The following is a 24400-nucleotide window of genomic DNA, read 5'->3' on the forward strand; positions in this document are numbered from 1 at the left end:
CAGGCACGATAGGACTCAGATTTTTCAGGAGAAAACAGATGAAAAAGCTTGATCCGATTCTGTCTCAATTCGATACCCAGCAGCAGGCCGATGATTATCATGCGTGGCTTTCCGATAAGGTGGAAAAAGGCTTGAGCAGCGAAACGTGGCATGAGCAGGAAGATGTATTGGCACGCGCTGCGCAACGACGTGCGGAATTGATGGCGAATCTGAAAAATGCAGGTTAAATGGTCGCAACAGGCAGAAGATGACTTAGACCAAATCGTCCGCTATATTTTTGAATTCAATCCGGTGGCCGCGTTTGAGTTGGAAGAACAAATTTTTAATGCCATGCGCACCCTTGCACAATTTCCCGATTCCGGCCGCTTGGGTCAGGTGTTTGGCACGAGAGAATGGGTGGTGCATCCGAATTATATGATTGTGTATAAAATTACCGAAACCGCAGTTTTGATTGCTGCGGTAGTGCATACCAAACAACGTTACCCATAATAAATGCCGTCTGAAAAAATTTTTTCAGACGGCATTTTAACCAATCAAGCCAAGCTCAATTATTCAAAGTCTTTCACTTCCAAATCAAACATACGCAGGGCGGTGCGCAGCATTTGGCAGCTGAAGCCCCATTCGTTATCGTACCATGCGAACACTTTCACCATGCTGCCGCCGACGACTTTGGTCAGGGTGGCGTCGAAGTTGCTGCCTTGGGTGGTGTGGTTGAAATCCATCGATACCAAAGGCAGGGTGTTGTAGCCCAATACGCCTTTCAGACGGCCTTGTTCCGAAGCGGCTTTCATCAATTCGTTGATTTCTTCCACGCTCGTTTCGCGGCCGGCTTGGAAGCTTAAGTCAACCAAGGATACGTTGACGGTCGGCACGCGGATGGCCAAGCCGTCGAGTTTGCCTTTCAGGTCAGGCAACACCAAGCCCACGGCTTTGGCGGCGCCGGTTTTGGTCGGAATCATGTTTTCCACACCGCTGCGGGCGCGGCGCAGGTCTTTGTGGCGCACGTCGGTCACGGTTTGGTCGTTGGTGAGGGCGTGGATGGTGGTCATCGCGCCTTTGACGATGCCGATGTTTTCATTCAATACTTTGGCCAAAGGTGCCAGGCAGTTGGTGGTGCAGGAAGCGTTGGAAACGACAGTCATGTCGGCAGTCAGCACATCATCGTTCACGCCGTAAACCACGGTGGCATCGACATCGGCTTCGCCCGGGGCGGAAATCAATACTTTTTTCGCACCGCTTTCCAAATGGACATTGGCTTTGGATTTGCTGGTGAACGCGCCGGTGCATTCCATTACCAAATCGACGTCCAAGTCTTTCCAAGGCAGCTCGGCCGGATTGCGGGTGGAGAAGTAAGGGATTTTGTGGCCGTTGATAATCAAATGAGTGGCATCGTGGCTGACATCGGCGTTGAAGCGGCCGTGTACGGTATCGAATTTGGTCAGGTGGGCGTTGGTTTCCAAGCTGCCGCTGGCGTTGACGGCGACGATTTCGAGCTGGTCTTGCAGGTTGTAATCGTAGATGGCGCGTAATACTTGACGGCCGATGCGGCCATAACCGTTAATGGCGACTTTAATGCCCATAGATTTGTCCTCTTGGTTGGGTCTGGGTTGGTGGAAAATGATTGGGCGGGATTATAGCAGAATATGTAGTGATATGTAATTAATATTTTATTGAATTGTGCAAAAGTGAAACATTTTGATTGTTGGCACTTGGTAAGTAAATGATAAAATTTTATGGCGTAAATTAAAAATATTCAGGATAATCTGCTTTTATTTTCAAATTGGCGCGATGATGTTTTAAAAAAAATCGGTTTGAGGCTGAAGATGGCGAAGGTGGGTAATGATGTATTTATTTTAAAATGATTTTTAAGGGCGATAATCACTACATTGAAGAACAAAAGTTCAAAGGCCGCTTGAAAGATATTGCGTTCAGACGGCCTGAGACCTCCGCAAAGCCTCGAAAAACACCAATAAAAACCCAAAAGGCCGTCATTCCCGCCTGCGCGGGAATGACGTCGGTTTTGTATGTGCAAGCTTTTGAAGGCATTTTGCAAAGGTCTCGGCCTTTGAACACTTAGCTGCGGCGCAATAAAGCGTCAATCACGCTTTGGTTATTTAAGGTGCGTTGAAACATGGCTTTGAGTGGCATCACATCTTTATTGGCGACGACCAACACCATGCGCCCGCTGTCGGGGTTGTGCCAGGTGTCAAACCACAACCCGCAGGCATGCGCGGCCATCTGCACGGCGTGGACGGTAAATTCCGGCTTGAGTGCGCGTTGGAACAATACGGGATTACGGATGAAATAATCGCTTAAACGGTTTTTCGATAAGGCATAATCGGCACGGTCGCGGTCGATGGGGTAAACGGGCAGGGGAAGTTGGTTGACAAGATTCGGATGCATGGCAGGATTCCGTGGAACATTTTAATTATCGTGAATAAAACGCGAAATATACTGCGTTGCCAATGCGCTTATATACTATTCGTACACCGCGCGCGTTGCCGCCTAGTCTCTTTTTATTTTAATTTACTATAAATTAATAAAGGTCTCAGCCTGAAGGTTAAGGTTGTTGCGCGCGCATTTGTTTGGCTTTGCGTTTGGCGGATTTTTTCGCTTCCTGCTCAGCTTTGTATTGGCGCAAATAAACCAGTGCGGCGGCTTTTTCTTCTTCGTTGCCGTATTTCATGTCGCGTTGGGCGCGGCGCAACACGGCGCGTTGTCTGGCTTCTTCGACTTGTTTGGCTTTGAAGTCTTCGTGGTTGTGTGCGGTGGTCAGTTGGGTTTGCTGCTCTTGCGCTCTGGCCATGGCTTTGGCGATTAAATCCATCGGGTCAAACGCCGGTTTGGCCGCAGCTTCAACCGGTTGCGCCGCTTCGGCAGCGGCTTGCAGCTTGGCTTTGGTTGCGGCTTCACGTTCGGCCAATTTGGCTTTGCGTTCGGCGGCATCGCGTGCTTTGCGCGCTTCGTGCCATTCAAAACGGTTTTTGGCGTGTTCCGCCGCGGCAAAGCGTGCCTCGCTTTCATATGCCGCGCGCGCCAAGGGGAGGAAGTCGCTTTTGACAGGCTGCATATAAATGCAATCGACCGGACACGGTGTCACGCACAGGCCGCAGCCGGTGCATTCGTCTTTGATGACGGTGTGCATCAATTTATGTGCGCCCATAATCGCATCGACCGGGCAGGCTCTGATGCAGGCAGTGCAGCCGATGCAGACGGCTTCATCAATCCATGCCAAAGCTTTGGGCTGGATTTTGGCCGGTGTCAGCGGCGGTTTGCCGAGCAGGTTGGCAATGTCGAGCATGACTGTTTCTCCGCCCGGTGCGCACAAATTGACCGGTGCCTCGTCGCGGGCAAGGGCTTCGGCATAAGGCAGGCAGCCTTCATAGCCGCACTCGCGGCATTGGGTTTGCGGCAACAAACGATTCAGACCTTGTGCTGTGGCAGTCATGGTGTTCAAATCAAATACAAAATCAAAAGGCGGTATTTTAGCAGAAAATCGGCGTTAAGAGCTTCTACGTATTGATTTTGTTATATAATTTGAGTCATTCTCATTTGAAAGCCCATATCCCGATATGCAGATTTGTCCGTGCCAATCGCAGCGCGCTTATGCCGATTGCTGCCAACCCTTTCATACGCAACAAACATTGCCCGCTACCGCCGAAGAACTGATGCGCTCGCGCTATAGCGCTTATACGCTGCAAAATATTGATTATATTGTGCAAACGACCGTGCCATCGCAGCAGGGATTATTGGATACCGCCGATATGCTGGCGTGGAGCCGCGAAACCGATTGGCAGGGGCTGGACGTGTTAAACCATGTGCCTAACATCGGTAAAAAACATGCGCAAGTTGAATTTATCGCACATTTTCAGGACGCAGGCGAAGCGCAGCATCACCATGAATTGTCGGCTTTTGTGAAGATTGACGGGCGCTGGTATTTCATCAATCCGACCGTGCCGCTGCCGACCATGAAGCAGCCGTGTATTTGTGGCTCGGATAAAAAATTTAAGGCTTGCTGCGGGCGGTTTTTTAAATAAAACAAGGCCGTCTGAAACAATATCGTTCAGACGGCCTTGATTGAGTTATCCGCATCAAAATCAAACGTGGTGCACCACCAATTTCTTCCCTTCGTAGTCCAATACGTCCACATCCATATCAAACAAATCCAGAATATTTTCCTTGGTGAACACATCGTTCGGCGTGCCTTGCAGCGCGACCCGGCCGTTTTTCATCGCCACCACATAATCCGCATAAGCCGCGGCTTGGTTGATGTCGTGCAACACCACAACGGTTGTGCGCCGGTGTTCGTGGGTCAGGTGTTGCAAAAGCTGCATCAGCGAGCGGGCGTGATACATGTCGAGATTGTTTAACGGCTCGTCGAGCAACACATAATCCGTGCTTTGGCAGAATACCATCGCAATCATCGCGCGCTGGCGCTGGCCGCCGGAGAGTTCGGTCAAATAGCGGTTGGCAAATGATTCCAATTGGAAGCGGTGCAATGCTTTTTCCACAATCGCTTTATCTTCTTCAGACGGCCTGCCCCGATGATACGGATAACGCCCGAATATCAGCAAATCACGCACGGTAATGCGGCTCATGATGCTGTTTTCCTGCGTCAGAATCGACAGGGTTTTGGCCAGCTCGGCCGTTGGTGTGGTAGTGATGTCTTGTCCGTTGTAACTGATTTTGCCCTGCGTCAGCGGCTGCAAACGCGCCATAAACGACAGCAGCGTCGATTTGCCCGCGCCGTTGGGGCCGATCAGCGCGGTAATGCCGCCTTGCGGAATATCAAGGGACACGTCGTTTAAGATAAGGTTGTTGCCGATTTTGTGGCTGACATTTTGGATTTTAATCATGGTGTTGAAGCATTAGGAGTTAGCGGTTGGCGGTTGAATCATCAGGCCGTCTGAAAAGCAGTTTGCGTGTTGATAATTAAATTTCTTCAATTTCAATGAATTGCGGGTCGTCGGCCAAGTCAATCAAAAAGGCTTTAACGCGCGCTTGCCACAGTTCACCGAAACGGCGGTGTTCTTCCGGTGTGGCGGTGCCACCGACGGCTTTGGGCAGCAGTGCACGCATTTCTTCAGCAAAAGGCGATAAATGACTGTTGAGGTGTACACTGACGGCCTGGCCGGTGTCTTTGCGCCGCAGCAATAAAGTTCCCTTGATGTCGGCGCCGAATTGCAGCAAATTACGGCGGGCAAAGCGGCCTTGCATACCAATGCCGCCGAATCCGGTTTCCGGTGCGGCACCGGTAAGCAGTTGTACGACGGCAGCAGTCACGCCGGTAGTGCCTTCGTTGCGCTGCCCCTGCATGGCAGCTTCCATGTCGCCGCGTTGCGGAATATCGTCGCCGTATAAGGCTTGTAATCCTTTCACGACCATCAGATATGCTCCGGCCACGGTCGGGCAGGAGTGACCGCACAGTTTTACCGCATCTTCATAGCGGTATTCGAGCAAGCCTTGTTCTGACGCACCGAGAAATTCGGCCAACGGGTCTTGAATCCGCAGTACAGGGGCTTGTTGGAAAAAATCGGGAAAACGGTTTGCTTGCATGATGTTGCCTTTCATTTTGTCAGGCCGTCTGAAAAGGGAATCGGTTTCAGACAGCCTAAGAGAGGAAGTCAGTGCTTTTTCTTCAAAATCAAATATAAAAACACCAAGCCGCCGGCAAATTCGACCACCACGCTCAACACGGCCTGCATGCCCAAAAAATGCTCGAACAAGGTTTGGCCGCCGACCAGCAAAATGCCGGCTGTGCAAAACGTCATCGGCAGGCGCACGGCGTGTTTCATGTTAGGCGCAAAATGGTTGGCCAGCGCAACGACCAACAGGCCGAAGAAGCTGACGGGGCCGGCTACGGCGGTGGCGGTGGCAACCAGCGTGGCAATCCACAGCAGCAGCCAAAGGGTGTTGCGCGAATAGTTGATGCCCAAATTAATTGCTTGGTCACGCCCGAGCATGTAGACATCCAAACGGTGGCGTTCGCGCCAGATAAACACCACGCTGGCCAGCAGCACCACTGCGCCGATGGTAATCAGCTGCGGGTTGACGCTGTTGAACGAGGCAAAGGTGTAGGCTTGCGCCACGGCAAATTCTTCGGGGTCAATCATGCGCTGCAACAGCGAGGCCGCGCTGCGGAACAGAATGCCGAAAATCACGCCGATCAATATCATGCGCGTCAAATCGCGCCCACCCTGTTTCATCAAGGTGGCAAACAGCAGCACAGAGCCGCCCATCATGAGCACCAATTCCAGCGAAAACTTGCCCAATATCGGCAGCGAAGTGAAGCCGGCGCCGCCCAACACAAACACCAGCAGGGTTTGTAAAAACACATACAGCGCATCAAAACCAAGTATCGACGGCGTGAGAATCGGGTTGTTGGTCAGCGTTTGGAATAACAAGGTCGACACACCGATCGCATAAGCCACCAGCAACAAGACGGCCAGTTTGGTCAGGCGCAGGGGCAGGGCGAAATCCCAGTTGCCGTTGACGTTGTAGGTCAAAAACAGGGCGCAGCAGCCGATGAGCAGGGCAAAAGCCAGCCACAATGTTTTGGTATTGCTTGGGTGTGAAAGGGGAACAGTAGGCGTGTTCATTCAAATCAAAGTCGTCTAAATTCGTGGGGTTAATCGTCAATATGGGTTGAGGCCGTCTGAAAAGTCTCTTTTTACCATTCGGTAAATGCCAAATCCATCCATTTTGCCAGTGGAAAATGGGCGGCCAAATGCTGGCGCAAATAGCGGCGCGTGTCTTCTTTAATCAGTTGGTCGCCACATGGATAATGGTTGTAAACCACGGTATCCAAAGTGATGCCGCGCATATAGCAGGCGGCCAAACTCAGCAGCGTGTGGTTGATGCTGCCGAGCTTGGCGGAAGTCACCAATACCACCGGGTAACCTTGCCGGGCGATGTAATCCAGTGTGGTTGTGTCGTCACGATAAGGCACGGCCAAACCGCCCGCACCTTCGAGTAAGACATAATCATAATGCGCGGCCAATTGCTCGGTGGCGGCGGTGATGCGCGTATCGTCAATTTCCGTTTGTTCCAAAGCGGCGGCCAAATGCGGCGAACATGGATGCGCGAACACATAAGGGCAAGTGGTGCCGTCGAGGTCTTCGGGCAACCAAGCGATGCCTTGAATGCGGCGGTGTGTCTGCAAATCGACCGATAATCCTGTGCAGCCGGTTTGCATCATTTTTTGCGTAATCACGCGGTGGCCTTGTGCGGCCAATTGCTTGGCCAATACGCCGGTGGCCACGGTTTTACCGACATCGGTATCGATGCCGCTGATAAACAATACTTTTCCCATGATTTTCCTTTTGAGGCCGTGCGCGTTTGCCTTTCAGACGGCCTTGTTAGGGAGTGTAGTCAGAATGCTTGTGAAGCGGATTTTAACCAAAAATACCGCCGCAACGCGGTCAACTACTCCCTAATACGGCAGGCGGTTTATTTTTTGCGGGCGGCGATATAAAGCGGCGTGTAATCCAAACTGACTCGGCCATCAGGAAGGGCATGGTGCGCGCGGTATTGCGTTTCAAAATTCTGTAGGTGCTGTTTCGTCCACACAAAACCGGTATTGGTGGCGGTAACCCCGGTGTATTGCAGGTGGCGCAAGGCATCGCGCGGGGTATCGAAAGCCAGCGTAATCGTGTGCTGCTCAAGCGCCAGAATGTCGTAGTCGCGGTGCAACCAAGCTGCCCATTCTGCCGCCGCCGGATAATGCAGGCCTCTGCCGGTGAGCGCGCGGATGGGATGCAGATTGTCGGGCGTAAACGTGTTAAACAACAACAGGCCGTCTGAAACCAATCTTTGCGCCGCGTGCCGGACAAACACATCAGGCCGCGCCAGCCATTGCAGCGCGGAAGCGGAAGCAATAATGTCGTAGCCGCGGCCTAAATCGATGGCTTCGGCATCACCGAAACGGTATTCCGTTTCAGACGGCCTGTTGTATGGCCAATCCGGTGCGCAAGCGGCATCCAAATCGTTTAAAACCAGCTTTGCCTGCGGGAAACGCTGCGCCAACAGGCGGCTGAATAGGCCGGTGCCGCAGCCGATTTCCAGTATTTTGGCGACACGCTCGGACGCGTAAAGTGCCAGCCATTTATCCAGCTCGCCGTGAATGATTTTTTGCGCTTCGGCATGGCGGTCGTAATGCGGCGTGGCGGCGGCAAAACGCGCGGCGATACGTTGTTTGTCGGGCATCATGTTGCTTCGTTCCAACGCGGCCAATGCGTATATGGATAATGGCCGCCGTCAAATTCGATGACGGGGCAGCGCGATTGCCAGTAGGCCGATTGGTTGGCCGCCGGAATAATGCGGTCGCGCGCGCCTATCCATGCTTCGTGCCAAATCAATAAATCGGTGTGGTGGTCGGCTTGCACGGCCTGATGCAGAAAACTTAATTCGTCATGCAGGCTCTGTTGGCTGCGGTGGCCGTCAAGCCGGCGGTAGTGTGCCAGACTGTCGGCATCGGCGCACATGCGCTGTTCGAATTTGGCGCGGTTGCGTTCGTCGAAGCGGGCTAGGGTTTGGTCGAATACGGCGCAGGGAATGCCGAATTGGTCGTCGTAGGGAAAGCCTGTGCCGTTTACAGCCGCCGCCCAATCTACTTTCACGCCCTGCATGGCGCGTTCGGCAACCCAAACGCCCATCGACCATGCCAACACGCCGATGCGGCGGTAGCGGCTGAAGTCGAAATTTAAAACGGTGTCGCGGTAATCGCTGCACAACAACACATCGGCAGCGGGGGCCATGGCTTCCGCTACGCTGTCGGGCGTACCCCAGCCGGCGAAATAAACCAAAAGCGTGTCTGCATTCGGTTGGGAAATCAATCGGGTATGCATGGTGGTCGTGTTCTTTTCATGATGTTTCAGACGGCCTGTGATGATTTTAGGCAGCCGTTTTGTTTGGGATCTGCCGATCATTAATGCAACGGCGGTGTTTTTGGTCAAAAATCCGCATCTGCGGTGTTAACAATGCGCGCAAGGTGTTTAACCTTGCTACGCTTTTTGCCTTGCATACGCGGTTTTTGCCTCAAAAAACCGCTTCGTCGGTTAAATGTCGACAGCCCCTAGTACAAGACAATCTGTGGGCAGGGCATTGATGCACGACACCATACACCATCATCATGTCGGGCATAAATGCCCGACCTACGAAAATCATTTTTTGTCGTGTGCTGAAACAAGCTTGAACACCTTGTGCGCATTGTTAACGACGCAAACGGGGATTTCTGACCAAAACCGCTTCGTTGGTTAATTGTCAACAATCCCCAGCGTCTGGATAAACCCGTCTAATTCATCGTCGCTGATGTCGGCCGTGAGCGACAGCCGCACGCGCGCGCTGCCCGGCGGCACGGTCGGCGGACGAATCGGCAGACAGTAATAACCTTGTTTTTGCCATGCTTGCGCCTGTTTTACCGCTGCTCCGTTGCTGCCGAGTACGCAGGGAATAATGTGGCTGTTTGCCGCCGCCGGCATGGGCGACGGGTGATGCGCTGCCACGGCTTCACGCAGACGCCGGCTGATGCCGGCCAAACGCTCTCGGCGCGCCTTCATCCCGGGCAGCTGCCGGAATACAAAATGGGTCCACGCCATATTTACCGGCGGCAGGGCGGTGGAAAAAATCAAGGTGCGCATGTGGTTGGTCAGGTATTCTTTGATCAAACCGCTGCACACGGCAAACGCACCCACCGAAGCCAATGCCTTGCCGAATGTGCCGGTTAAGATGTCGATGTCGGCCACGCAGTCCTGCATTTCTGCCAAGCCCAAACCGGTTTCGCCGTATGCGCCGACGGCATGGGCTTCATCGACATAAAGCAATACATGGCCGTAGCGTTTTTTCAGGCGCACCAAATGCGGCAGGTCGGCTGTGTCGCCATCCATGCTGAACAGGCTTTCGGTCACGATGATGACGCAGCGGTAATCGGCGGCGCGTTGTTCGAGCAGGCGTTCAAGCTGGGCGTAATCATTGTGGCGGTAGCGCAGATAATCGGCGCCGCTTAAGCGAATGCCGTCAATCAGGCTGGCATGTACCCATTTATCGGCCAAAATCAGCGTTTTTTTGTCGGCCAGCGCAGGCAGAATGCCGACATTGGCATGATAGCCGCTGTTGAACAATAAAGCTGCTTCGCGCTGATAACGCGCCGCCAGCAATGCTTCCAGCTCCTGATAAATCGGAAAGCCGCCGGTCAGCAGCCGCGATGAAGACGACGACCACGGCAGATTGCGGCAGGCTTCGCTGTTTAAGAATTCATGCCGCAGGGCTTTGTCGTGTGCCAAACCGAGATAATCGTTAGACGATAAATTCAGCAGCTTGAGGCCGTCTGAAACAATATAGCGGCCTTGTTGCGGCAAATCGGGCAGACGGCGCAAACGGTCTTGGGCTTTTAATTCCTCTAGCGCGTGTTTAAAGTGTTGCACCGTATTCCTCCGCCAAAGCGGCCAGCAGGCCGTGGGTTAATTGAGCCAACTCGTCCGGCGTAATGATAAAAGGCGGCATCAGGTAAACCAGTTTGCCAAACGGACGCACCCAAATGCCGTGCGCCACCAGCCGCGCCTGCAAAGAAGCCATGTTGACCGGCGCCTTCATTTCAATCACCCCGATGGCACCCAACACGCGCACTTCTGCCACGCATGCCCATTCGGCTGCAACCGCCAAATCCTGCCGCAATTGCGCTTCAATGCAGGCAATGCGCTCCTGCCACGGGCTTTCCAGCAGCATGGCAACCGATTCGGCAGCCACGGCGCAGGCCAGCGGGTTGGCCATAAAAGTTGGGCCGTGCATAAAGCAGCCCGCCGCGCCCGATGAAATGGCTTCGGCCACTTGGGCGGTGGTGATGGTGGCCGAAAGCGTGAGATAGCCGCCGGTGAGCGCTTTGCCCAAGCAGACAATATCGGGTACGGTGCCGGCGTGTTCCAGCGCAAACAGTTTGCCGGTGCGGCCAAAGCCGGTGGCGATTTCGTCAAACACCAGCAACACACCATGCGCCGAACACAATTCACGCGCTTGTTGCAGGTAAACCGGCGAATAAAAATACATGCCGCCCGCACCTTGTACAATCGGTTCCACAATCAGCGCAGCGATTTTGTGACCGTGTGTTGCCAACAGATGGCGCAAAGGTTCAATCGCTTCATCACACCACGGCTCGCCGAATTTGACGGCAGGTTGCGGCAGGAAATATTGCACCGGCAAGCTGCTGCCAAACAAACCGTGCATACCGGTGACCGGATCGCAAACCGACATCGCATGCCAAGTGTCGCCGTGATAGCCGACACGGATGGCGGCAAAACGGTTGCGCTCAGGCTGCCCGATGGCTTGCTGATATTGCAGCGCCATTTTCATCGCCACCTCAACCGCTACCGAGCCGCTGTCGGCATAAAAAACCTTGTTTAACGGCGGCGGCAGAATGCTTAATAATAATTCGGTCAGCCGCACTGCCGGCTCGTGGGTCAGGCCGCCAAACATGATGTGGCTCATTTGTTCCAATTGCGCTGTGGCAGCCGCATTCAAACGCGGGTGATTATAGCCGTGCAGCGCCGCCCACCACGAAGACATGCCGTCAACCAAGTGGCGGCCGTCTGAAAGGGTTATCATCACGCCGTCGGCACGCGCCACCGGGTAAACCGGAAGCGGTTCGGTCATGGACGTGTAAGGGTGCCAGATGTGGTGTTTGTCGATATGAAGCAGGTGATCGGTGTGCATATTTATTCGGTATTCTTTAATCTGGGGTCTGCCGACAATTGAGCAATGAAGCGGTTTTTTGAGGCAAAAAGCGCAGCAAGGTTGAACACCTTGCGCGCATTTTTAACGACGCAGATGCGGATTTTTGACCAAAAACACCGCTGTTGCGTTCATTGCCGACAGCCTTTAGGCTGTCTGAAAAGTTTCAGACGGCATGGGCAGGTTTTCTCAATAATAAACCTAAGAATAACACCGTACCGGCCACGCCGAAAACCACCGATACCGGAATCTCAAACGGAAACACCACCAAGCGGCCGATAATGTCGCACAGCAACACCAGAGACGCGCCCGTCAAGGCCACTGCCGGCAGGCTTTGCCGCAGCTTGTCGCCCATCAGGCGGCTGATGATATTGGGCACGACTAATCCGATAAACGGGATATTGCCCACCGTTACCACCACCAGCGAGGTAATCAGCGCGACGATAATCAAACCTGCCCACAAAATGGTATTGCGGTTTAAGCCCAAGTTCACGCTTACCGTTTCGCCCAAACCGATGATGGTGAGTTGGTCGGCAATCAGATAGGCAAACACCGCCAACGCGCCGGTGAGCCACAGCAATTCATAACGCCCCAGCAACACCCCCGAAAAATCGCCTTGCTGCCACACAGTCAGCATTTGCAGCATATCCGTTTCATAAGCGATAAATACCGCCACCGATTCAATCACGCCGCCGAAAATAATCCCCACCAGCGGCACCATCAATTGCGCGGTCGGCGGCAGTCGGCGGATGAGCGCCATAAACACCAACATCCCCACCATCGCCGCTACCGCCGCTGCCGACATTTTCACCAGCAATGCAGCGGAAGGCGCAAACAACGCCATCAGCAGCAAGCCTAAAGACGCACTCTGGCTCGCCCCCACCATCGACGGCTCGACAAAACGGTTGCGCATCAAAATCTGCATAATCATGCCCGCCACCGCCATCGACGCACCGGTCAACACAATCGCGAACGTGCGCGGCAAGCGGCTCACCCACATCAGCTGGATGCTGTCGGACATATCGAACAGATTGCGCCAGTCGAAACTGGCCACACCGACCGACAGGCTGATGAAAAACAGCACAATCAGGGTAAAGATGCTGGCTAGGTTTAAAGAAAGGGCGGTTTTGAACATGGGTTTCGTTTATTCATTAGAGTGCATTTTATTTTCAGACGGCCTTTGATCTGCAAAGGCCGTCTGAAAATCAAACGCCAAGGTAAAAATATCGATACGATAAACGCGTTCAGACGGCCTTTGCAGATCAAAGGCCGTCTGAATAATCAAATACGCTTATTTTGCGGCATTGAATGCGTCGGTCAGCTGTTTGCTGGCGGTAAGCAATGATTGCGCGCCGCCGGCAGCCAGATAGGTTTCAGGCACCAAATACACCACTTGGCCTTTTTTCCAGGCGTTGGTTTCGGCCACCAACGGGTTATCCAATACATCTTTCGCTGCCTGGCCTTGTTCGCCGATGGCCGCACCACGGTCTAACACAAATAACCAATCCGGATTTTTCTCTTTCAGGTATTCAAAGGTCACCGGCTGGCCGTGGCTGCCTTCTTTGATGGCGTCGTCTACCGCAGGCACGCCGATGTCTTGATGAATCCAGCCGCCCAGGCGTGAAGTCGGGCCGAAAGCAGACATTTTGCCGCCGTTCACAATAATCACTAAGCCTTTGCCTTTGCCTTCGGCTGCTTTTTTGGCTGCGTCAAAAGAAGCATCGATTTCGGCTTTCAGCGCGTCAGCTTCGGTTTGTTTGCCGAAAATTTGACCGAAGGCATCAATGCGCTCTTTCGCGCTTTCTTTCAGGTTGTCGGTTTCCGCAGTCATTTCGATGGTCGGCGCAATCGCATTCAACTGGTCGAAGGCTTTGGCGGTGCGGCTGCCGATGATGATCAATTGCGGTTTGTAGCTGTTTAAGGCTTCAAAGTCCGGCTCAAACAACGTGCCGGCAGGCTGGGTGTTTTTCAGGTAATCACCCAAGTACGGCAACAGGTTTTTGGTGCTTTCAATCGACATACCGGCTGGCACGCCTAATTTTTGCAGCGTATCGGCCATACCCAAATCGTACACGGCAACGCGCTTAGGATTTTGCGGCACTTGCACATCACCGCGTGCGGTTTTCACCGTCAGGTTTGCGCCTTCAGTTTGCGCAGCCGGTGCGGCAGCAGCCGCAGCGGCGGAAGTGCCTGAAGCGGCCGGAGCAGCCGGTTGGGCGGCTTCTTGTTTCGGGGAACATGCGCTTAAGGCCAGCGCGCAGCATACGGCCAAAGAAGTTAAACGGAACATTAAAAATCTCCAAAAAATAAAAATCTCCAAAAAATGAAAGTGTGATACGGCAAGATAGTGTTTGCAATGCAGTGATTTTACAAACCGTATCAATGATGAGAATGGTTTTCTTTTATTTTCGCATAGATTTGATGAATTTCCAAGTTTTGTTATGGGCATGCAACAAGACATGAAATTAGGCCGTCTGAAACATTTCAGACGGCCTGTTGCTTGTCATTGAAAATAATCGGACGCTAACCGCAGAAAAATTTGCACATCGGGGCTTGAATTTTGCGCCGATAACCTTATTTTTAGCTTCGCTGAAGCAGATATCTTTGTTTTATCTGTGAATTTTCAAAACAAACTTTTTATAACTTTTTTGGAGAATATTACATGACCATCCGTCCTTTACATGACCGCGTAGTGGTAAAACGCGTTGAAGCTGAAGAAAAAACCGCATCAGGCATTGTGTTGCCGGGTGCTGCGGCCGAAAAACCTGATATGGGTGAAGTGGTTGCCGTGGGTGCAGGCAAAGTAGGCCGCGACGGCCAACGCCGTGCTTTGGATGTGAAAGTCGGCGACAAAGTGATTTTCGGCAAATACAGCGGCCAAACCGTGAAGGCCGACGGCGAAGAGCTGTTGGTGATGCGAGAAGAAGACATTTTTGCAATTGTAGAATAATCCCATTTCATATTTAGGTCTTCTGACAAGGTTCAGACGGCCGCCAACCAGATAATTTATTGGAGCATATAAATGACAGCAAAAGACGTACAATTCGGTAGCGAAGTTCGCCAGAAAATGGTTAACGGTGTCAACACTTTAGCCAACGCCGTGCGTGTAACCTTAGGCCCTAAAGGCCGCAACGTGGTATTGGATCGCGCATTCGGCGGCCCGCACATCACCAAGGACGGCGTGACTGTCGCCAAAGAAATCGAATTGAAAGACAAATTCGAAAACATGGGCGCACAAATGGTGAAAGAAGTGGCTTCTAAAACCAACGATGTGGCTGGTGACGGTACCACTACCGCGACCGTATTGGCGCAAGCCATCGTGGCAGAAGGCATGAAATACGTTACCGCCGGTATGAACCCGACCGATCTGAAACGCGGTATCGATAAAGCAGTAGCCGCTTTGGTGGAGGAATTGAAAAACATCGCGAAACCTTGCGACACTTCTAAAGAAATTGCCCAAGTGGGTTCGATTTCGGCTAACTCTGACGAGCAAGTCGGCCAAATCATTGCCGAAGCGATGGAAAAAGTCGGTAAAGAAGGCGTGATTACCGTAGAAGACGGCAAATCGTTGGAAAACGAGTTGGATGTGGTTGAAGGTATGCAGTTCGACCGCGGCTATCTGTCACCATACTTCATCAACGATGCCGAAAAACAAATCGCCGCCTTGGATAATCCGTTTGTATTGTTGTTCGACAAAAAAATCAGCAACATCCGCGATTTGCTGCCTGTTTTGGAACAAATCGCCAAAACCAGCCGTCCGCTGCTGATCATTGCTGAAGACGTTGAAGGTGAAGCCTTGGCAACTTTGGTGGTGAACAACATCCGCGGCATCCTGAAAACCGTGGCCGTGAAAGCCCCGGGCTTTGGCGACCGCCGCAAAGCCATGTTGCAAGACATCGCCATTTTGACCGGCGGCCAAGTGATTTCAGAAGAAGTAGGCTTGTCTTTGGAAAAAGCCACTTTGGAAGATTTGGGTCAAGCCAAACGCATTGAAATCGGCAAAGAAAACACCACCATTATTGATGGTTTCGGTGATGCCGCTCAAATCGAAGGCCGTGTGGCGGAAATCCGTCAACAAATAGAAGTGGCCACCAGCGACTACGACCGTGAAAAACTGCAAGAGCGCGTGGCCAAATTGGCCGGCGGCGTGGCGGTGATTAAAGTCGGTGCCGCAACCGAAGTGGAAATGAAAGAGAAGAAAGACCGCGTGGAAGACGCGCTGCATGCAACCCGTGCTGCGGTTGAAGAAGGTGTGGTAGCAGGCGGTGGTGTGGCCTTGCTGCGTGCCCGTTCGGCTTTGGAAAACCTGCACACCGGCAATGCCGACCAAGATGCAGGCGTACAAATCGTATTGCGCGCGATTGAGTCTCCGCTGCGTCAAATCGTGGCCAATGCCGGCGGCGAGCCAAGCGTGGTGGTAAACAAAGTGTTGGAAGGTCAAGGCAACTATGGCTACAACGCAGGCAGCGGCGAATACGGTGACATGATTGAGATGGGTGTGTTGGATCCGGCTAAAGTGACCCGTTCTGCATTGCAACATGCCGCATCGATTGCCGGTTTGATGCTGACTACTGACTGCATGATTGCCGAAATCCCTGAAGACAAACCTGCTATGCCTGATATGGGCGGCATGGGTGGTATGGGCGGCATGATGTAATAAGGCCGTCTCAACATTTCAGATTGTAAAAGGAAAATCCCACACGCTTTTGGTTGTGTGGGATTTTTTTGTGTGCATACAATAAGATTGAAATTTTTGTAAAACTTGTAACTTTTCAGAAATTTTAAGCCGCATTAGCTACACAAATCTGCCCAGCCGCCCTAGTACAGACGGGAACCCAGATATGGGTTCAGGATATTTGGCTATGGCAGTAATTTGAATGTCTAAACTCCCCCAACTGCGTAGAAATTATAAATAGTAGGGTTGCAAGCTATAAGTTTAGAGGCCGTCTGAAACGTTTCAGACGGCCTCTATCTATTTAAGAATCTTTAGTCTGCATAATGGCTTGCAATTGTTGGTTCAAGGTGTCGGCATCCATCCAGCCTGCTTGGATAAACAAAATCAGCAAAACCGAGCCGACGGCCAGCGTGCCGAGGAAATATAAAAGATAACCCAACATGATTTTCCAGCCCGAAACATTGCCCATTTTCATGAAGCCAATGGCTTGCGCCCCAAAGCTCCAGGCTTGGTAAAACAGTGCCAGCGTGGCCAGTTGAGGGACATAAAACAAAGCCAGCATAGGAATCGCTAAGGCTTCGGAAGCCAAAGTGAAACCCCATAAGGGCAAGCGTGGCGTGCCGCCGTAATAATGAATCACCGTACGCATGGCGCGGCTTAATACCAGCCATTTGACGATGGTGAGTAAAACCGCAAACACTATCGCGGCGGGTTCTTGGCCGAATAAAGGCGACATGCTGGCCGCATTGATGATACCCAGCAGTAACAACACGGCGGCGATTACCGGCAGCGTGTAGAGATATTCCATCGGCGATCGGTAGCGCAGGCGCAGAATATCCAGCATATCTTTTAAAAATTGGTAAAGCATGTGTGTGTTTTTTATCGAAAGGGCAAACTGCTATTGTAGCTTAAAAACAGGATACGCGACCATGATTCTGTTTTCAGACGGCTTGATAAAATAAATTCGCAGAAAATGCCGGAAATCACGGCAAAATCATGAAATTTTAATTCAATATAAAACATGAGTTTAGTTGTTTTATGAATATTTTTGTCAAATAAGGCTTGCGTGAAGGCGGTGTTTTTGGTTTAATAAACATCTCGCAACAAAAGACGAGAAGGCCAGATAGCTCAGTTGGTAGAGCAACGGATTGAAAATCCGTGTGTCGGCGGTTCGATCCCGCCTCTGGCCACCAAAACCGCTCTAGCGGTTATTTTTTTATCTAAAAAATTTGAAAAGGCCGGAAATTATCCGGCCTTTTTGTACGTAGCAGTTCAAACATTATATCTGTTGTGAAATAGTTTCTAATTGTTGATACAATTTCAAAAGCAGGTTTGAGACTGGCTCAGCTTGTTTTATAATAACAAACGCATATTGAATAAAACAATAAACATAACATTAAACGTAAATAAATGACCCACTTCTGACCGGTAAAGGTAAAAGGGAAAACAAAAGGCCGCCGGAGGTTTTAGGGTATTCATAATTAAACACATAGCAAAGCTCAGGGATGATGCTTTGCTAAGAACGGATCAGGTCAAAATGAGTGTCGGATTACTGCGCGTATTGGTGCAAAGTCAAACGATTACGCCTACTCAGGCAGAACATTATCAAGCGGCGATTAAAGCGCATAAAGACATTATGTCGATGCTTTTTGATGATGGTGTGATTTCTCCCAAAGCCCTTGGTGAGCTGGTGGCGCGTGTGTTCAGCTATCCTTTACTGGATTTGCATCATTATCCGCGCAGTCATGTGTTGACGGATGTTTTGACTGAAGAGCAGATGGTGCAAAACCGATGTGTGCCGATTTTCCGCCGAGGCCGTAAGGTTTATTTGGCGGTGTCTGATCCGACCCAGATTCAAAATTTCCAAAAAATCGCTTTTTCTTTAGGTATTTCCGTTGATTTGGTGGTGGTGCCGCATGACCAGTTAAGTTCTTTGCTGGAATGGATTGGTCAACGCTCGACCACCATTTTGAAAGAAATCACCCAAGAGCAGGAATCTTCCCAACCATCGCAAGCGCTGTATATCGACAATGAAGAAGCGGAAGACGGCCCGATTCCGCGTTTTATTCATAAAACATTGTCTGATGCCTTGAATGCCGGCGCATCGGATATCCATTTTGAATTTTACGAACAAATGGCACGCGTGCGTTTCCGTGTTGATGGACAGTTGCGTGAAGTGGTACAGCCGCCAGTTGCCGTGCGCGGCCAGTTGGCATCGCGTATTAAAGTGATGGCGCGTTTGGATATCTCTGAAAAACGTGTACCGCAAGACGGCCGTATTCAGATTGCTTTTCATAAACATGGCCGTCCGATTGACTTCCGTGTGAGCACCTTGCCGACTTTGTTCGGTGAAAAAGTGGTAATGCGTATCCTGAATTCGGATGCCACTACATTGAATATCGACCAATTGGGCTTTGAGCCATTCCAAAAAGAAATGCTGCTTGAAGCTATTCATCGCCCTTACGGTATGGTGCTGGTGACCGGCCCTACCGGCTCGGGTAAAACTGTTTCGCTTTATACCTGTTTAAATATTCTAAATACCGAAGATGTGAATATTTCCACGGCAGAAGACCCTGCCGAGATCAACTTGCCGGGGATTAATCAGGTCAACGTCAATGACAAACAGGGTCTGACCTTTGCGGCCGCGCTGAAATCTTTCCTGCGTCAGGATCCGGATATCATTATGGTCGGTGAGATTCGTGACTTGGAAACTGCAGATATTGCGATTAAAGCGGCGCAAACCGGCCATATGGTGTTCTCGACATTGCATACCAATAATGCACCGGCAACTTTGTCGCGTATGTTGAATATGGGGGTGGCGCCATTTAATATCGCCAGCTCGGTGAGTTTGATTATGGCGCAGCGTTTGTTGCGTCGCTTGTGTCCAAACTGCAAAAAAGCGATTGAGCGCCCGCCGGTGCCGGCATTGAAAAAAGCCGGTTTTACCGATGAAGATTTGGCCAAAGATTGGCAAATGTACCGCCCTGTCGGTTGCGACAGTTGTCGTGGCAAGGGTTTCAAAGGTCGTGTCGGCGTGTATGAAGTAATGCCGATTACCGAAGAAATGCAGCGTGTCATTATGAATAACGGTACGGAAGTCGATATTCAAAACATGGCTTATCAAGAAGGTATGGTGGATTTGCGCCGTGCAGGTCTATTGAAAGTGATGCAGGGTTTAACTTCGTTGGAAGAAGTAACGGCTCACACCAATGACTAATTTTTAAGAATGGGAAAAGCAAGGGGAATTGTGTTTCTCATTTTTTCTCATATGAAATTAAGGGGTAATTAAATTATGGCTCAAGAAGAGCAAAAAAAGGGCTTGTTCGCCCAAAAGAGCAAAGGTAAACGTTTTACATTTGAAGGTAAAAATACCAATACTGATCAAGTGGTTCGTGGTGAAGTGGTGGCGAAAGACGAAGAAGAAGCGCGTAAAAAGCTTCAGCGTCGCGGTATCCGCCCGTTGCGTATCAGTAAGGTGAAAGCAGTACGCAAGCGCCGCATTACGCAAGAAGACATCACCGTATTTACCCGTCAATTGGCGACCATGATGAAAGCCGGTCTGCCTTTGATGCAGGCTTTTGAAATCGTGGCGCGTGGCCATTCTAATCCTTCCATGACGCAGATGCTGATGCAAATCCGTGCCGATGTCGAGCAGGGGAGTGCATTAGGTAAAGCTTTTGCCAAACACCCTAAATATTTCGACCGTTTCTACTGTAATTTGGTGGCGGCAGGCGAAACCGGCGGTGTATTGGAAGGCTTGTTGGATAAATTGGCAGTATATAAAGAGAAAACGCAAGCCATTAAGAAAAAAGTCAAATCTGCACTTACCTATCCGATTTCGATTGTGGTGGTGGCTGTGGTGTTGATGTTTGTGATGATGATGTTTGTACTGCCTGCCTTTAAAGAAGTATACAGCGGCATGGGCGCGGAACTGCCGTGGCTGACCCAAGTTGTGATGAATATTTCCGACTTTTTTGTCGCGTACGGTTGGATCATGATTATCGTCCTGATTCTGATGATTTTCGGTCTTTACAAGCTGCGCCAAAAATCACCGGCTTTTCAAAAACGTGTTGATGCCATGTTGCTCAAGCTGCCAATTTTCGGTTCGATTGTGAAAAAGGCCACGATTGCACGCTGGTCGCGCACCACTTCCACCTTGTTTGCCGCGGGTGTGCCGCTGGTAGAAGTATTGGAGTCGGTGGCAGGTGCGTCCGGCAATATTCTTTACGAAGAAGCCACACAAGACATCCGTGCCAAAGTCACACAAGGTTTGTCGCTGACTTCCAGTATGCAGACAACCGAAATGTTCCCCAATATGGTGATTCAGATGGCCGCCATTGGTGAGGAATCAGGTTCTTTAGACGATATGTTGAACAAAGCGGCTGAGTTTTATGAAGACGAAGTCGACAATGCCGTTGCCCAATTATCGTCATTGATGGAGCCGATTATCATGGTGGTGTTGGGTTCGTTAATCGGTATATTACTGGTGGCCATGTACCTGCCTTTGTTCAACTTGGGCAACGTGGTGGGCTAAGATGTTGGAAATTTGGAATCAATTAGCACCATTTGTTCTACCTTTGACTGTGATTTTCGGTTTGTTGATCGGCAGTTTTTTGAATGTGGTCATTTACCGCGTTCCGGTAATGATGGAGCGGGGCTGGACGCAATTTGCTAAAGAACATTTAAATTTGCCGCTAACAGCCGAAGAAGAAGCACCGTTTACGTTGTCGAAACCGGATTCGCGCTGTCCGAAATGTCACGCACCGGTGAAGGCCTGGCAGAATATTCCGATTGTCAGTTATTTGCTGTTGGGCGGTAAATGCAGTTCGTGCAAAACACCCATCAGTATCCGTTATCCCTTAGTGGAATTGCTCACGGGCGTTTTATTCAGTGTGGTAGCGTGGCAATACGGCTGGTCGTGGTTGACGTTTGGCGGCTTGATTTTCACCGCTATGCTGATTGCACTGACCTTTATCGACTACGATACCCAATATCTGCCCGATTCTCTGACCTTGTCGCTGGTGTGGTTGGGCTTGCTGTATAACTTCAACGGCGCATTTACCACGCTGCAATCAGCGGTGCTGGGCGCGGTTTGCGGTTATATGAGTTTGTGGCTGCTGTGTTATGTCTATAAACTCTTAACCGGCAAAATCGGCATGGGTGGCGGCGACTTTAAATTATTGGCTGCACTGGGTGCATGGCTGGGTGTCGGGGTGTTGCCGGTATTGGTGTTTATGGCGGCCTTAATCGGCATTATCGTCGCGCTTTTATCACGTGTCGGCAAAGGGCAGCAATTTGCGTTCGGCCCAAGCTTGGCGGTGGCAGGATGGGTTATTTTCATTGCCAGTGAACCGATTCACCAATTGATTCAATGGTGGCTAATGAAATCAGGATTTTAAATGACGGTTTGGGTGGGATTGACAGGCGGTATCGGCAGTGGAAAGTCGCAAGCTGCCGCAGAATTCGTCGCGCTGTGTGTACCGCATATTGATGCTGATGCACTTAGCCGCAGCCTGACGGCAGATAATGGTAAAGTACTGCCTGCCATCCGTGAAACCATTGGTGAGCATGTATTTGAAAGTGAAGGTCGTCTGAATCGTGCTGCGTTGCGTGATGAAGTGTTCAGACGGTCTCAAACCAAAGCCATACTTGAAGCTTTGATATTTCCGCTGATATTGGCAGAAATCCGCCTGCAACAAGCGCAGTATCCGGATAAAATTTACGGTATCATCGATGTGCCGCTGTTGGTGGAAAAGCCGCCGTTTCTTGCTTTGGTGCAACGCGTGTTGGTAATAGATGTGGATGAAGCCACCCAAATCGAGCGTGTCAAACAGCGTAGCGGCTTGAGCGAAGATGAAATCCGCCGTATTATGGCTAGCCAAGCACCACGTCGCGAACGGTTGCTGCATGCTGATGATGTGGTTAAAAATGACGGCAGTCTGAACAATTTAGCTGAAAAAATCCAGCGTTTGCATCGTTATTATCTGCACACACTTAAGGCAGTCTGAATATGAATGAGCACATCACCATCGTTAAATGCCCGACCTGCCAAACGTCGGTTATTTGGAGCAGTGAAAGCAAATACCGTCCGTTTTGCAGCCGTCGTTGCAAGCTGATTGATTTAGGCGAGTGGGCAGAAGAGCGTTACAGTGTCGAAGCGGTTGAAGATGATAGTTTGTCGGATTTATTGAAATAAACGAATCAATAACATACCGAAGGTAACAAAGAGGTAACAAAGGCCGTCTGAAAGATAATCTTTCAGACGGCCTTTGTTATTCTAAAAATAAATTAACCCTTATTCAAAATCTGCTTGTTTTCGCCTTCGCGACGCAATTCTTTCGGTAGTACAAACACAATGCTTTCTTCGGTGCCTTCGCCTTCATGCACGGTGTCATGTCCCCAAGATTGGATGGTTTGCAAGACTTCCTGCACCAACACTTCCGGCGCCGATGCACCTGCTGTCACGCCGACTTTGGTTTTGCCGTTGAACCATTCTTTCTGCAGATAGCTGGCGTTGTCAACCATATATGCATCTACGCCGCGCACCGCCGCCACTTCGCGTAAACGGTTACTGTTCGATGAATTAGGCGAACCGACCACAATCACAATATCGCATTCGGCTGCCAAATCTTTCACCGCTTTTTGACGGTTGGTGGTGGCATAGCAAATATCTTCTTTGTGCGGGTTGCGGATGTTGGGGAAACGCGTATTCAGTGCTTCGATGATGTCTTTCGTTTCGTCCACCGATAAAGTCGTTTGACTTACATAAGCCAGCTTGTCGGGGTTGGCCACTTCCAGCAAGGCCACATCTTCGACCGTTTCGACCAGCAGCATTTTGCCGGGTGGCAGTTGCCCCATCGTACCTTCCACTTCGACATGGCCTTTGTGGCCGATCATGATGATTTGATAATCCTGCTCATCCAGCCGCGCCACTTCTTTATGCACTTTCGTAACCAGCGGGCAAGTGGCATCAAACACACGGAAACCGCGCGCAACCGCTTCGCCCTGCACGGCCTTCGAGACACCGTGCGCTGAATAAATCAGCGTGGCACCGGCCGGTACTTCCGATAATTCTTCAATAAAAATTGCGCCTTTGTCACGCAGGTTATCGACCACGAATTTATTATGCACGACTTCATGGCGCACATAAATCGGCGCGCCGTATTCTTCCAGCGCCCGCTCTACGATTTCAATAGCGCGGTCAACGCCGGCACAGAAGCCGCGCGGATTGGCCAGCATAATGGTTTTGTTTGTCATGTGTGTATTCCGAAAAATTCAGTTTCAGACGGCCTGATTCTCTGCCGCAGTATCCTTTTTATGTTTGCTTGAAAAGCCATCTAATATTAACAATACCGCGCCCACGCAGATAAAACTGTCGGCAATGTTAAACGCAGGATAATGCCAATCTTGCCAATAAAACAGTAGAAAATCAACCACATGGCCGTGAATCACACGGTCGATGGCGTTGCCGATTGCGCCGCCGATAATCATCGCCGCACCGATTTTTCCCCAGCGCGCAAAATCGTTTTTCACAATGCCGCGCCACAAGTAGCCGATGATGACCAGAGCCAGCGTTAAAAAGAAATATTTCTGCCAGCCCCCCTGATCGGCCAAAAAGCTGAACGCCGCCCCCGGATTGAATACCAGTGTCCAATCGAAAAAATCGGGAATGATATTGAAGCGTTCCTGATAGCGGAAATTCGCCAGTGTCCAAAATTTACTGATTTGGTCCAGTATGATTGCCGCCAAAGCCAGCAGAAGATAAGGAATTTTAGAACTCATGTTTTCAGAAGGCCTGAAGTCGGTAAAAGAGAGTATTTTACCCGAAAGTAAAGCTAAGGTGGGCAAAATCAATGCGTCTGAAACAGGGAGGATGAAGCAAGAAAATGCGTAATCTGTAGGTTGGAAAATCCGTTTTGAGATAAATAAATATTTAAAATCCCAGTAAATTTGATTATGGAGCATCTTATGACTAATATTGTTGTCGTATAAGTAAAACAAAAA

At 50.7% G+C, this 24400-nt stretch carries 26 protein-coding genes and 1 tRNA gene; 11 read left to right on the top strand and 16 right to left on the bottom strand.

Annotated features, from left to right (window positions below; genetic code table 11):
- Nucleotides 1–38: 38 nt before the first annotated feature.
- Together ACFPVS_RS04075 and ACFPVS_RS04080 are read left to right on the top strand one after the other, a co-directional pair.
- Nucleotides 39–227, top strand: a complete 189-nt coding sequence (locus tag ACFPVS_RS04075; protein ID WP_373753375.1) for a hypothetical protein — start codon at nucleotides 39–41, stop codon at nucleotides 225–227.
- Entirely contained in the window at nucleotides 217–489 is a 273-nt protein-coding gene (locus ACFPVS_RS04080) for a type II toxin-antitoxin system RelE/ParE family toxin (RefSeq protein WP_096295960.1), read from the top strand. Before ACFPVS_RS04075 ends, ACFPVS_RS04080 begins: the two co-directional genes overlap by 11 nt.
- Before the next feature lie 59 nt (nucleotides 490–548).
- Here ACFPVS_RS04080 and gap read toward each other — a convergent pair whose 3' ends face one another.
- The 3 genes from gap to ACFPVS_RS04095 all read right to left on the bottom strand — a co-directional run bounded on the left by gap (nucleotide 549) and on the right by ACFPVS_RS04095 (nucleotide 3448).
- Nucleotides 549–1580 (bottom strand): type I glyceraldehyde-3-phosphate dehydrogenase, encoded by a 1032-nt coding sequence (gene gap, locus ACFPVS_RS04085; protein ID WP_096295959.1) that lies wholly within the window; start codon nucleotides 1578–1580, stop codon nucleotides 549–551.
- Between the two features lie 493 nt (nucleotides 1581–2073).
- Nucleotides 2074–2403 carry a hypothetical protein gene (locus ACFPVS_RS04090; protein ID WP_123803580.1) on the bottom strand — a complete coding sequence of 110 codons (330 nt, stop codon included), beginning with the start codon at nucleotides 2401–2403 and terminating at the stop codon, nucleotides 2074–2076.
- Nucleotides 2404–2560: 157 nt separating this feature from the next.
- A complete protein-coding gene (locus ACFPVS_RS04095; RefSeq protein ID WP_096295956.1) occupies nucleotides 2561–3448 on the bottom strand; it encodes an RnfABCDGE type electron transport complex subunit B in 888 nt (295 codons plus the stop codon).
- Between the two features lie 124 nt (nucleotides 3449–3572).
- Between ACFPVS_RS04095 and ACFPVS_RS04100 the strand changes: the two genes are divergently transcribed.
- Nucleotides 3573–4037: a YchJ family protein gene (locus ACFPVS_RS04100; RefSeq protein ID WP_096295955.1), complete on the top strand. Its 465-nt coding sequence runs from the start codon at nucleotides 3573–3575 to the stop codon at nucleotides 4035–4037.
- Nucleotides 4038–4097: 60 nt separating this feature from the next.
- Here ACFPVS_RS04100 and ACFPVS_RS04105 read toward each other — a convergent pair whose 3' ends face one another.
- The 10 genes from ACFPVS_RS04105 to ACFPVS_RS04150 form a co-directional block, all read right to left on the bottom strand.
- Nucleotides 4098–4856, bottom strand: a complete 759-nt coding sequence (locus ACFPVS_RS04105) for an iron ABC transporter ATP-binding protein (protein ID WP_096295954.1) — start codon at nucleotides 4854–4856, stop codon at nucleotides 4098–4100.
- 76 nt (nucleotides 4857–4932) lie between these two features.
- On the bottom strand, nucleotides 4933–5556 hold the full coding sequence (locus ACFPVS_RS04110; protein ID WP_123803579.1) for an FmdE family protein: 624 nt from the start codon (nucleotides 5554–5556) through the stop codon (nucleotides 4933–4935).
- Nucleotides 5557–5624: 68 nt separating this feature from the next.
- Nucleotides 5625–6599: an iron chelate uptake ABC transporter family permease subunit gene (locus ACFPVS_RS04115; RefSeq protein ID WP_096295952.1), complete on the bottom strand. Its 975-nt coding sequence runs from the start codon at nucleotides 6597–6599 to the stop codon at nucleotides 5625–5627.
- Between the two features lie 71 nt (nucleotides 6600–6670).
- Nucleotides 6671–7312, bottom strand: a complete 642-nt coding sequence (bioD, locus tag ACFPVS_RS04120) for a dethiobiotin synthase (RefSeq protein WP_096295951.1) — start codon at nucleotides 7310–7312, stop codon at nucleotides 6671–6673.
- 137 nt (nucleotides 7313–7449) lie between these two features.
- On the bottom strand, nucleotides 7450–8208 hold the full coding sequence (locus ACFPVS_RS04125; RefSeq protein ID WP_096295950.1) for a methyltransferase domain-containing protein: 759 nt from the start codon (nucleotides 8206–8208) through the stop codon (nucleotides 7450–7452).
- On the bottom strand, nucleotides 8205–8846 hold the full coding sequence (locus ACFPVS_RS04130) for a DUF452 family protein (RefSeq protein ID WP_096296194.1): 642 nt from the start codon (nucleotides 8844–8846) through the stop codon (nucleotides 8205–8207). The genes ACFPVS_RS04125 and ACFPVS_RS04130 overlap by 4 nt, the downstream gene beginning before the upstream one ends.
- Nucleotides 8847–9254: 408 nt before the next feature.
- Nucleotides 9255–10421, bottom strand: coding sequence for an aminotransferase class I/II-fold pyridoxal phosphate-dependent enzyme (locus ACFPVS_RS04135; RefSeq protein WP_096295949.1), 1167 nt, complete (start codon nucleotides 10419–10421; stop codon nucleotides 9255–9257).
- On the bottom strand, nucleotides 10408–11703 hold the full coding sequence (gene bioA, locus ACFPVS_RS04140) for an adenosylmethionine--8-amino-7-oxononanoate transaminase (RefSeq protein WP_378595432.1): 1296 nt from the start codon (nucleotides 11701–11703) through the stop codon (nucleotides 10408–10410). Before bioA ends, ACFPVS_RS04135 begins: the two co-directional genes overlap by 14 nt.
- Before the next feature lie 184 nt (nucleotides 11704–11887).
- Nucleotides 11888–12856: an ABC transporter permease gene (locus ACFPVS_RS04145; RefSeq protein WP_096295948.1), complete on the bottom strand. Its 969-nt coding sequence runs from the start codon at nucleotides 12854–12856 to the stop codon at nucleotides 11888–11890.
- A gap of 156 nt (nucleotides 12857–13012) precedes the next feature.
- Nucleotides 13013–14011: a siderophore ABC transporter substrate-binding protein gene (locus ACFPVS_RS04150; RefSeq protein WP_378595433.1), complete on the bottom strand. Its 999-nt coding sequence runs from the start codon at nucleotides 14009–14011 to the stop codon at nucleotides 13013–13015.
- A 372-nt stretch (nucleotides 14012–14383) separates the two neighbouring features.
- Here ACFPVS_RS04150 and groES point away from each other — a divergent pair, with 372 nt between their 5' ends.
- Together groES and groL are read left to right on the top strand one after the other, a co-directional pair.
- Nucleotides 14384–14671 carry a co-chaperone GroES gene (gene groES / locus ACFPVS_RS04155; protein WP_095501906.1) on the top strand — a complete coding sequence of 96 codons (288 nt, stop codon included), beginning with the start codon at nucleotides 14384–14386 and terminating at the stop codon, nucleotides 14669–14671.
- Nucleotides 14672–14743: 72 nt separating this feature from the next.
- Nucleotides 14744–16378, top strand: a complete 1635-nt coding sequence (gene groL / locus ACFPVS_RS04160) for a chaperonin GroEL (protein WP_378595434.1) — start codon at nucleotides 14744–14746, stop codon at nucleotides 16376–16378.
- 319 nt (nucleotides 16379–16697) lie between these two features.
- Here the strand turns inward: groL and ACFPVS_RS04165 are convergent, their stop codons facing one another.
- Nucleotides 16698–17264 (bottom strand): hypothetical protein, encoded by a 567-nt coding sequence (locus ACFPVS_RS04165; protein WP_096295947.1) that lies wholly within the window; start codon nucleotides 17262–17264, stop codon nucleotides 16698–16700.
- 249 nt (nucleotides 17265–17513) lie between these two features.
- On the opposite strand from ACFPVS_RS04165, the gene ACFPVS_RS04170 reads away from it, so the two are divergent.
- The 6 genes from ACFPVS_RS04170 to yacG all read left to right on the top strand — a co-directional run bounded on the left by ACFPVS_RS04170 (nucleotide 17514) and on the right by yacG (nucleotide 22592).
- A tRNA-Phe gene (locus ACFPVS_RS04170) sits at nucleotides 17514–17589 on the top strand.
- Nucleotides 17590–17933: 344 nt separating this feature from the next.
- The gene (pilB, locus tag ACFPVS_RS04175; RefSeq protein ID WP_096295946.1) at nucleotides 17934–19613 is read left to right on the top strand and encodes a type IV-A pilus assembly ATPase PilB; all 1680 of its coding nucleotides are present in this window, start codon (nucleotides 17934–17936) and stop codon (nucleotides 19611–19613) included.
- A 75-nt stretch (nucleotides 19614–19688) separates the two neighbouring features.
- Entirely contained in the window at nucleotides 19689–20930 is a 1242-nt protein-coding gene (locus tag ACFPVS_RS04180; protein ID WP_096295945.1) for a type II secretion system F family protein, read from the top strand.
- Nucleotide 20931: 1 nt separating this feature from the next.
- Nucleotides 20932–21795: a prepilin peptidase gene (locus ACFPVS_RS04185; protein WP_096295944.1), complete on the top strand. Its 864-nt coding sequence runs from the start codon at nucleotides 20932–20934 to the stop codon at nucleotides 21793–21795.
- Entirely contained in the window at nucleotides 21796–22404 is a 609-nt protein-coding gene (gene coaE, locus ACFPVS_RS04190; protein ID WP_096295943.1) for a dephospho-CoA kinase, read from the top strand.
- 2 nt (nucleotides 22405–22406) lie between these two features.
- Complete coding sequence (yacG, locus tag ACFPVS_RS04195; protein WP_096295942.1) at nucleotides 22407–22592, top strand: DNA gyrase inhibitor YacG; 186 nt, start codon at nucleotides 22407–22409, stop codon at nucleotides 22590–22592.
- Between the two features lie 92 nt (nucleotides 22593–22684).
- Here yacG and ispH read toward each other — a convergent pair whose 3' ends face one another.
- Together ispH and lspA are read right to left on the bottom strand one after the other, a co-directional pair.
- Entirely contained in the window at nucleotides 22685–23653 is a 969-nt protein-coding gene (gene ispH / locus ACFPVS_RS04200; protein WP_096295941.1) for a 4-hydroxy-3-methylbut-2-enyl diphosphate reductase, read from the bottom strand.
- 24 nt (nucleotides 23654–23677) lie between these two features.
- Nucleotides 23678–24178 (bottom strand): signal peptidase II, encoded by a 501-nt coding sequence (gene lspA / locus ACFPVS_RS04205; RefSeq protein WP_123803570.1) that lies wholly within the window; start codon nucleotides 24176–24178, stop codon nucleotides 23678–23680.
- Between the last annotated feature and the right edge of the window lie 222 nt (nucleotides 24179–24400).

Source organism: Neisseria weixii, from assembly GCF_042658245.1.
In the GTDB taxonomy this organism is placed as follows: domain Bacteria; phylum Pseudomonadota; class Gammaproteobacteria; order Burkholderiales; family Neisseriaceae; genus Neisseria; species Neisseria weixii.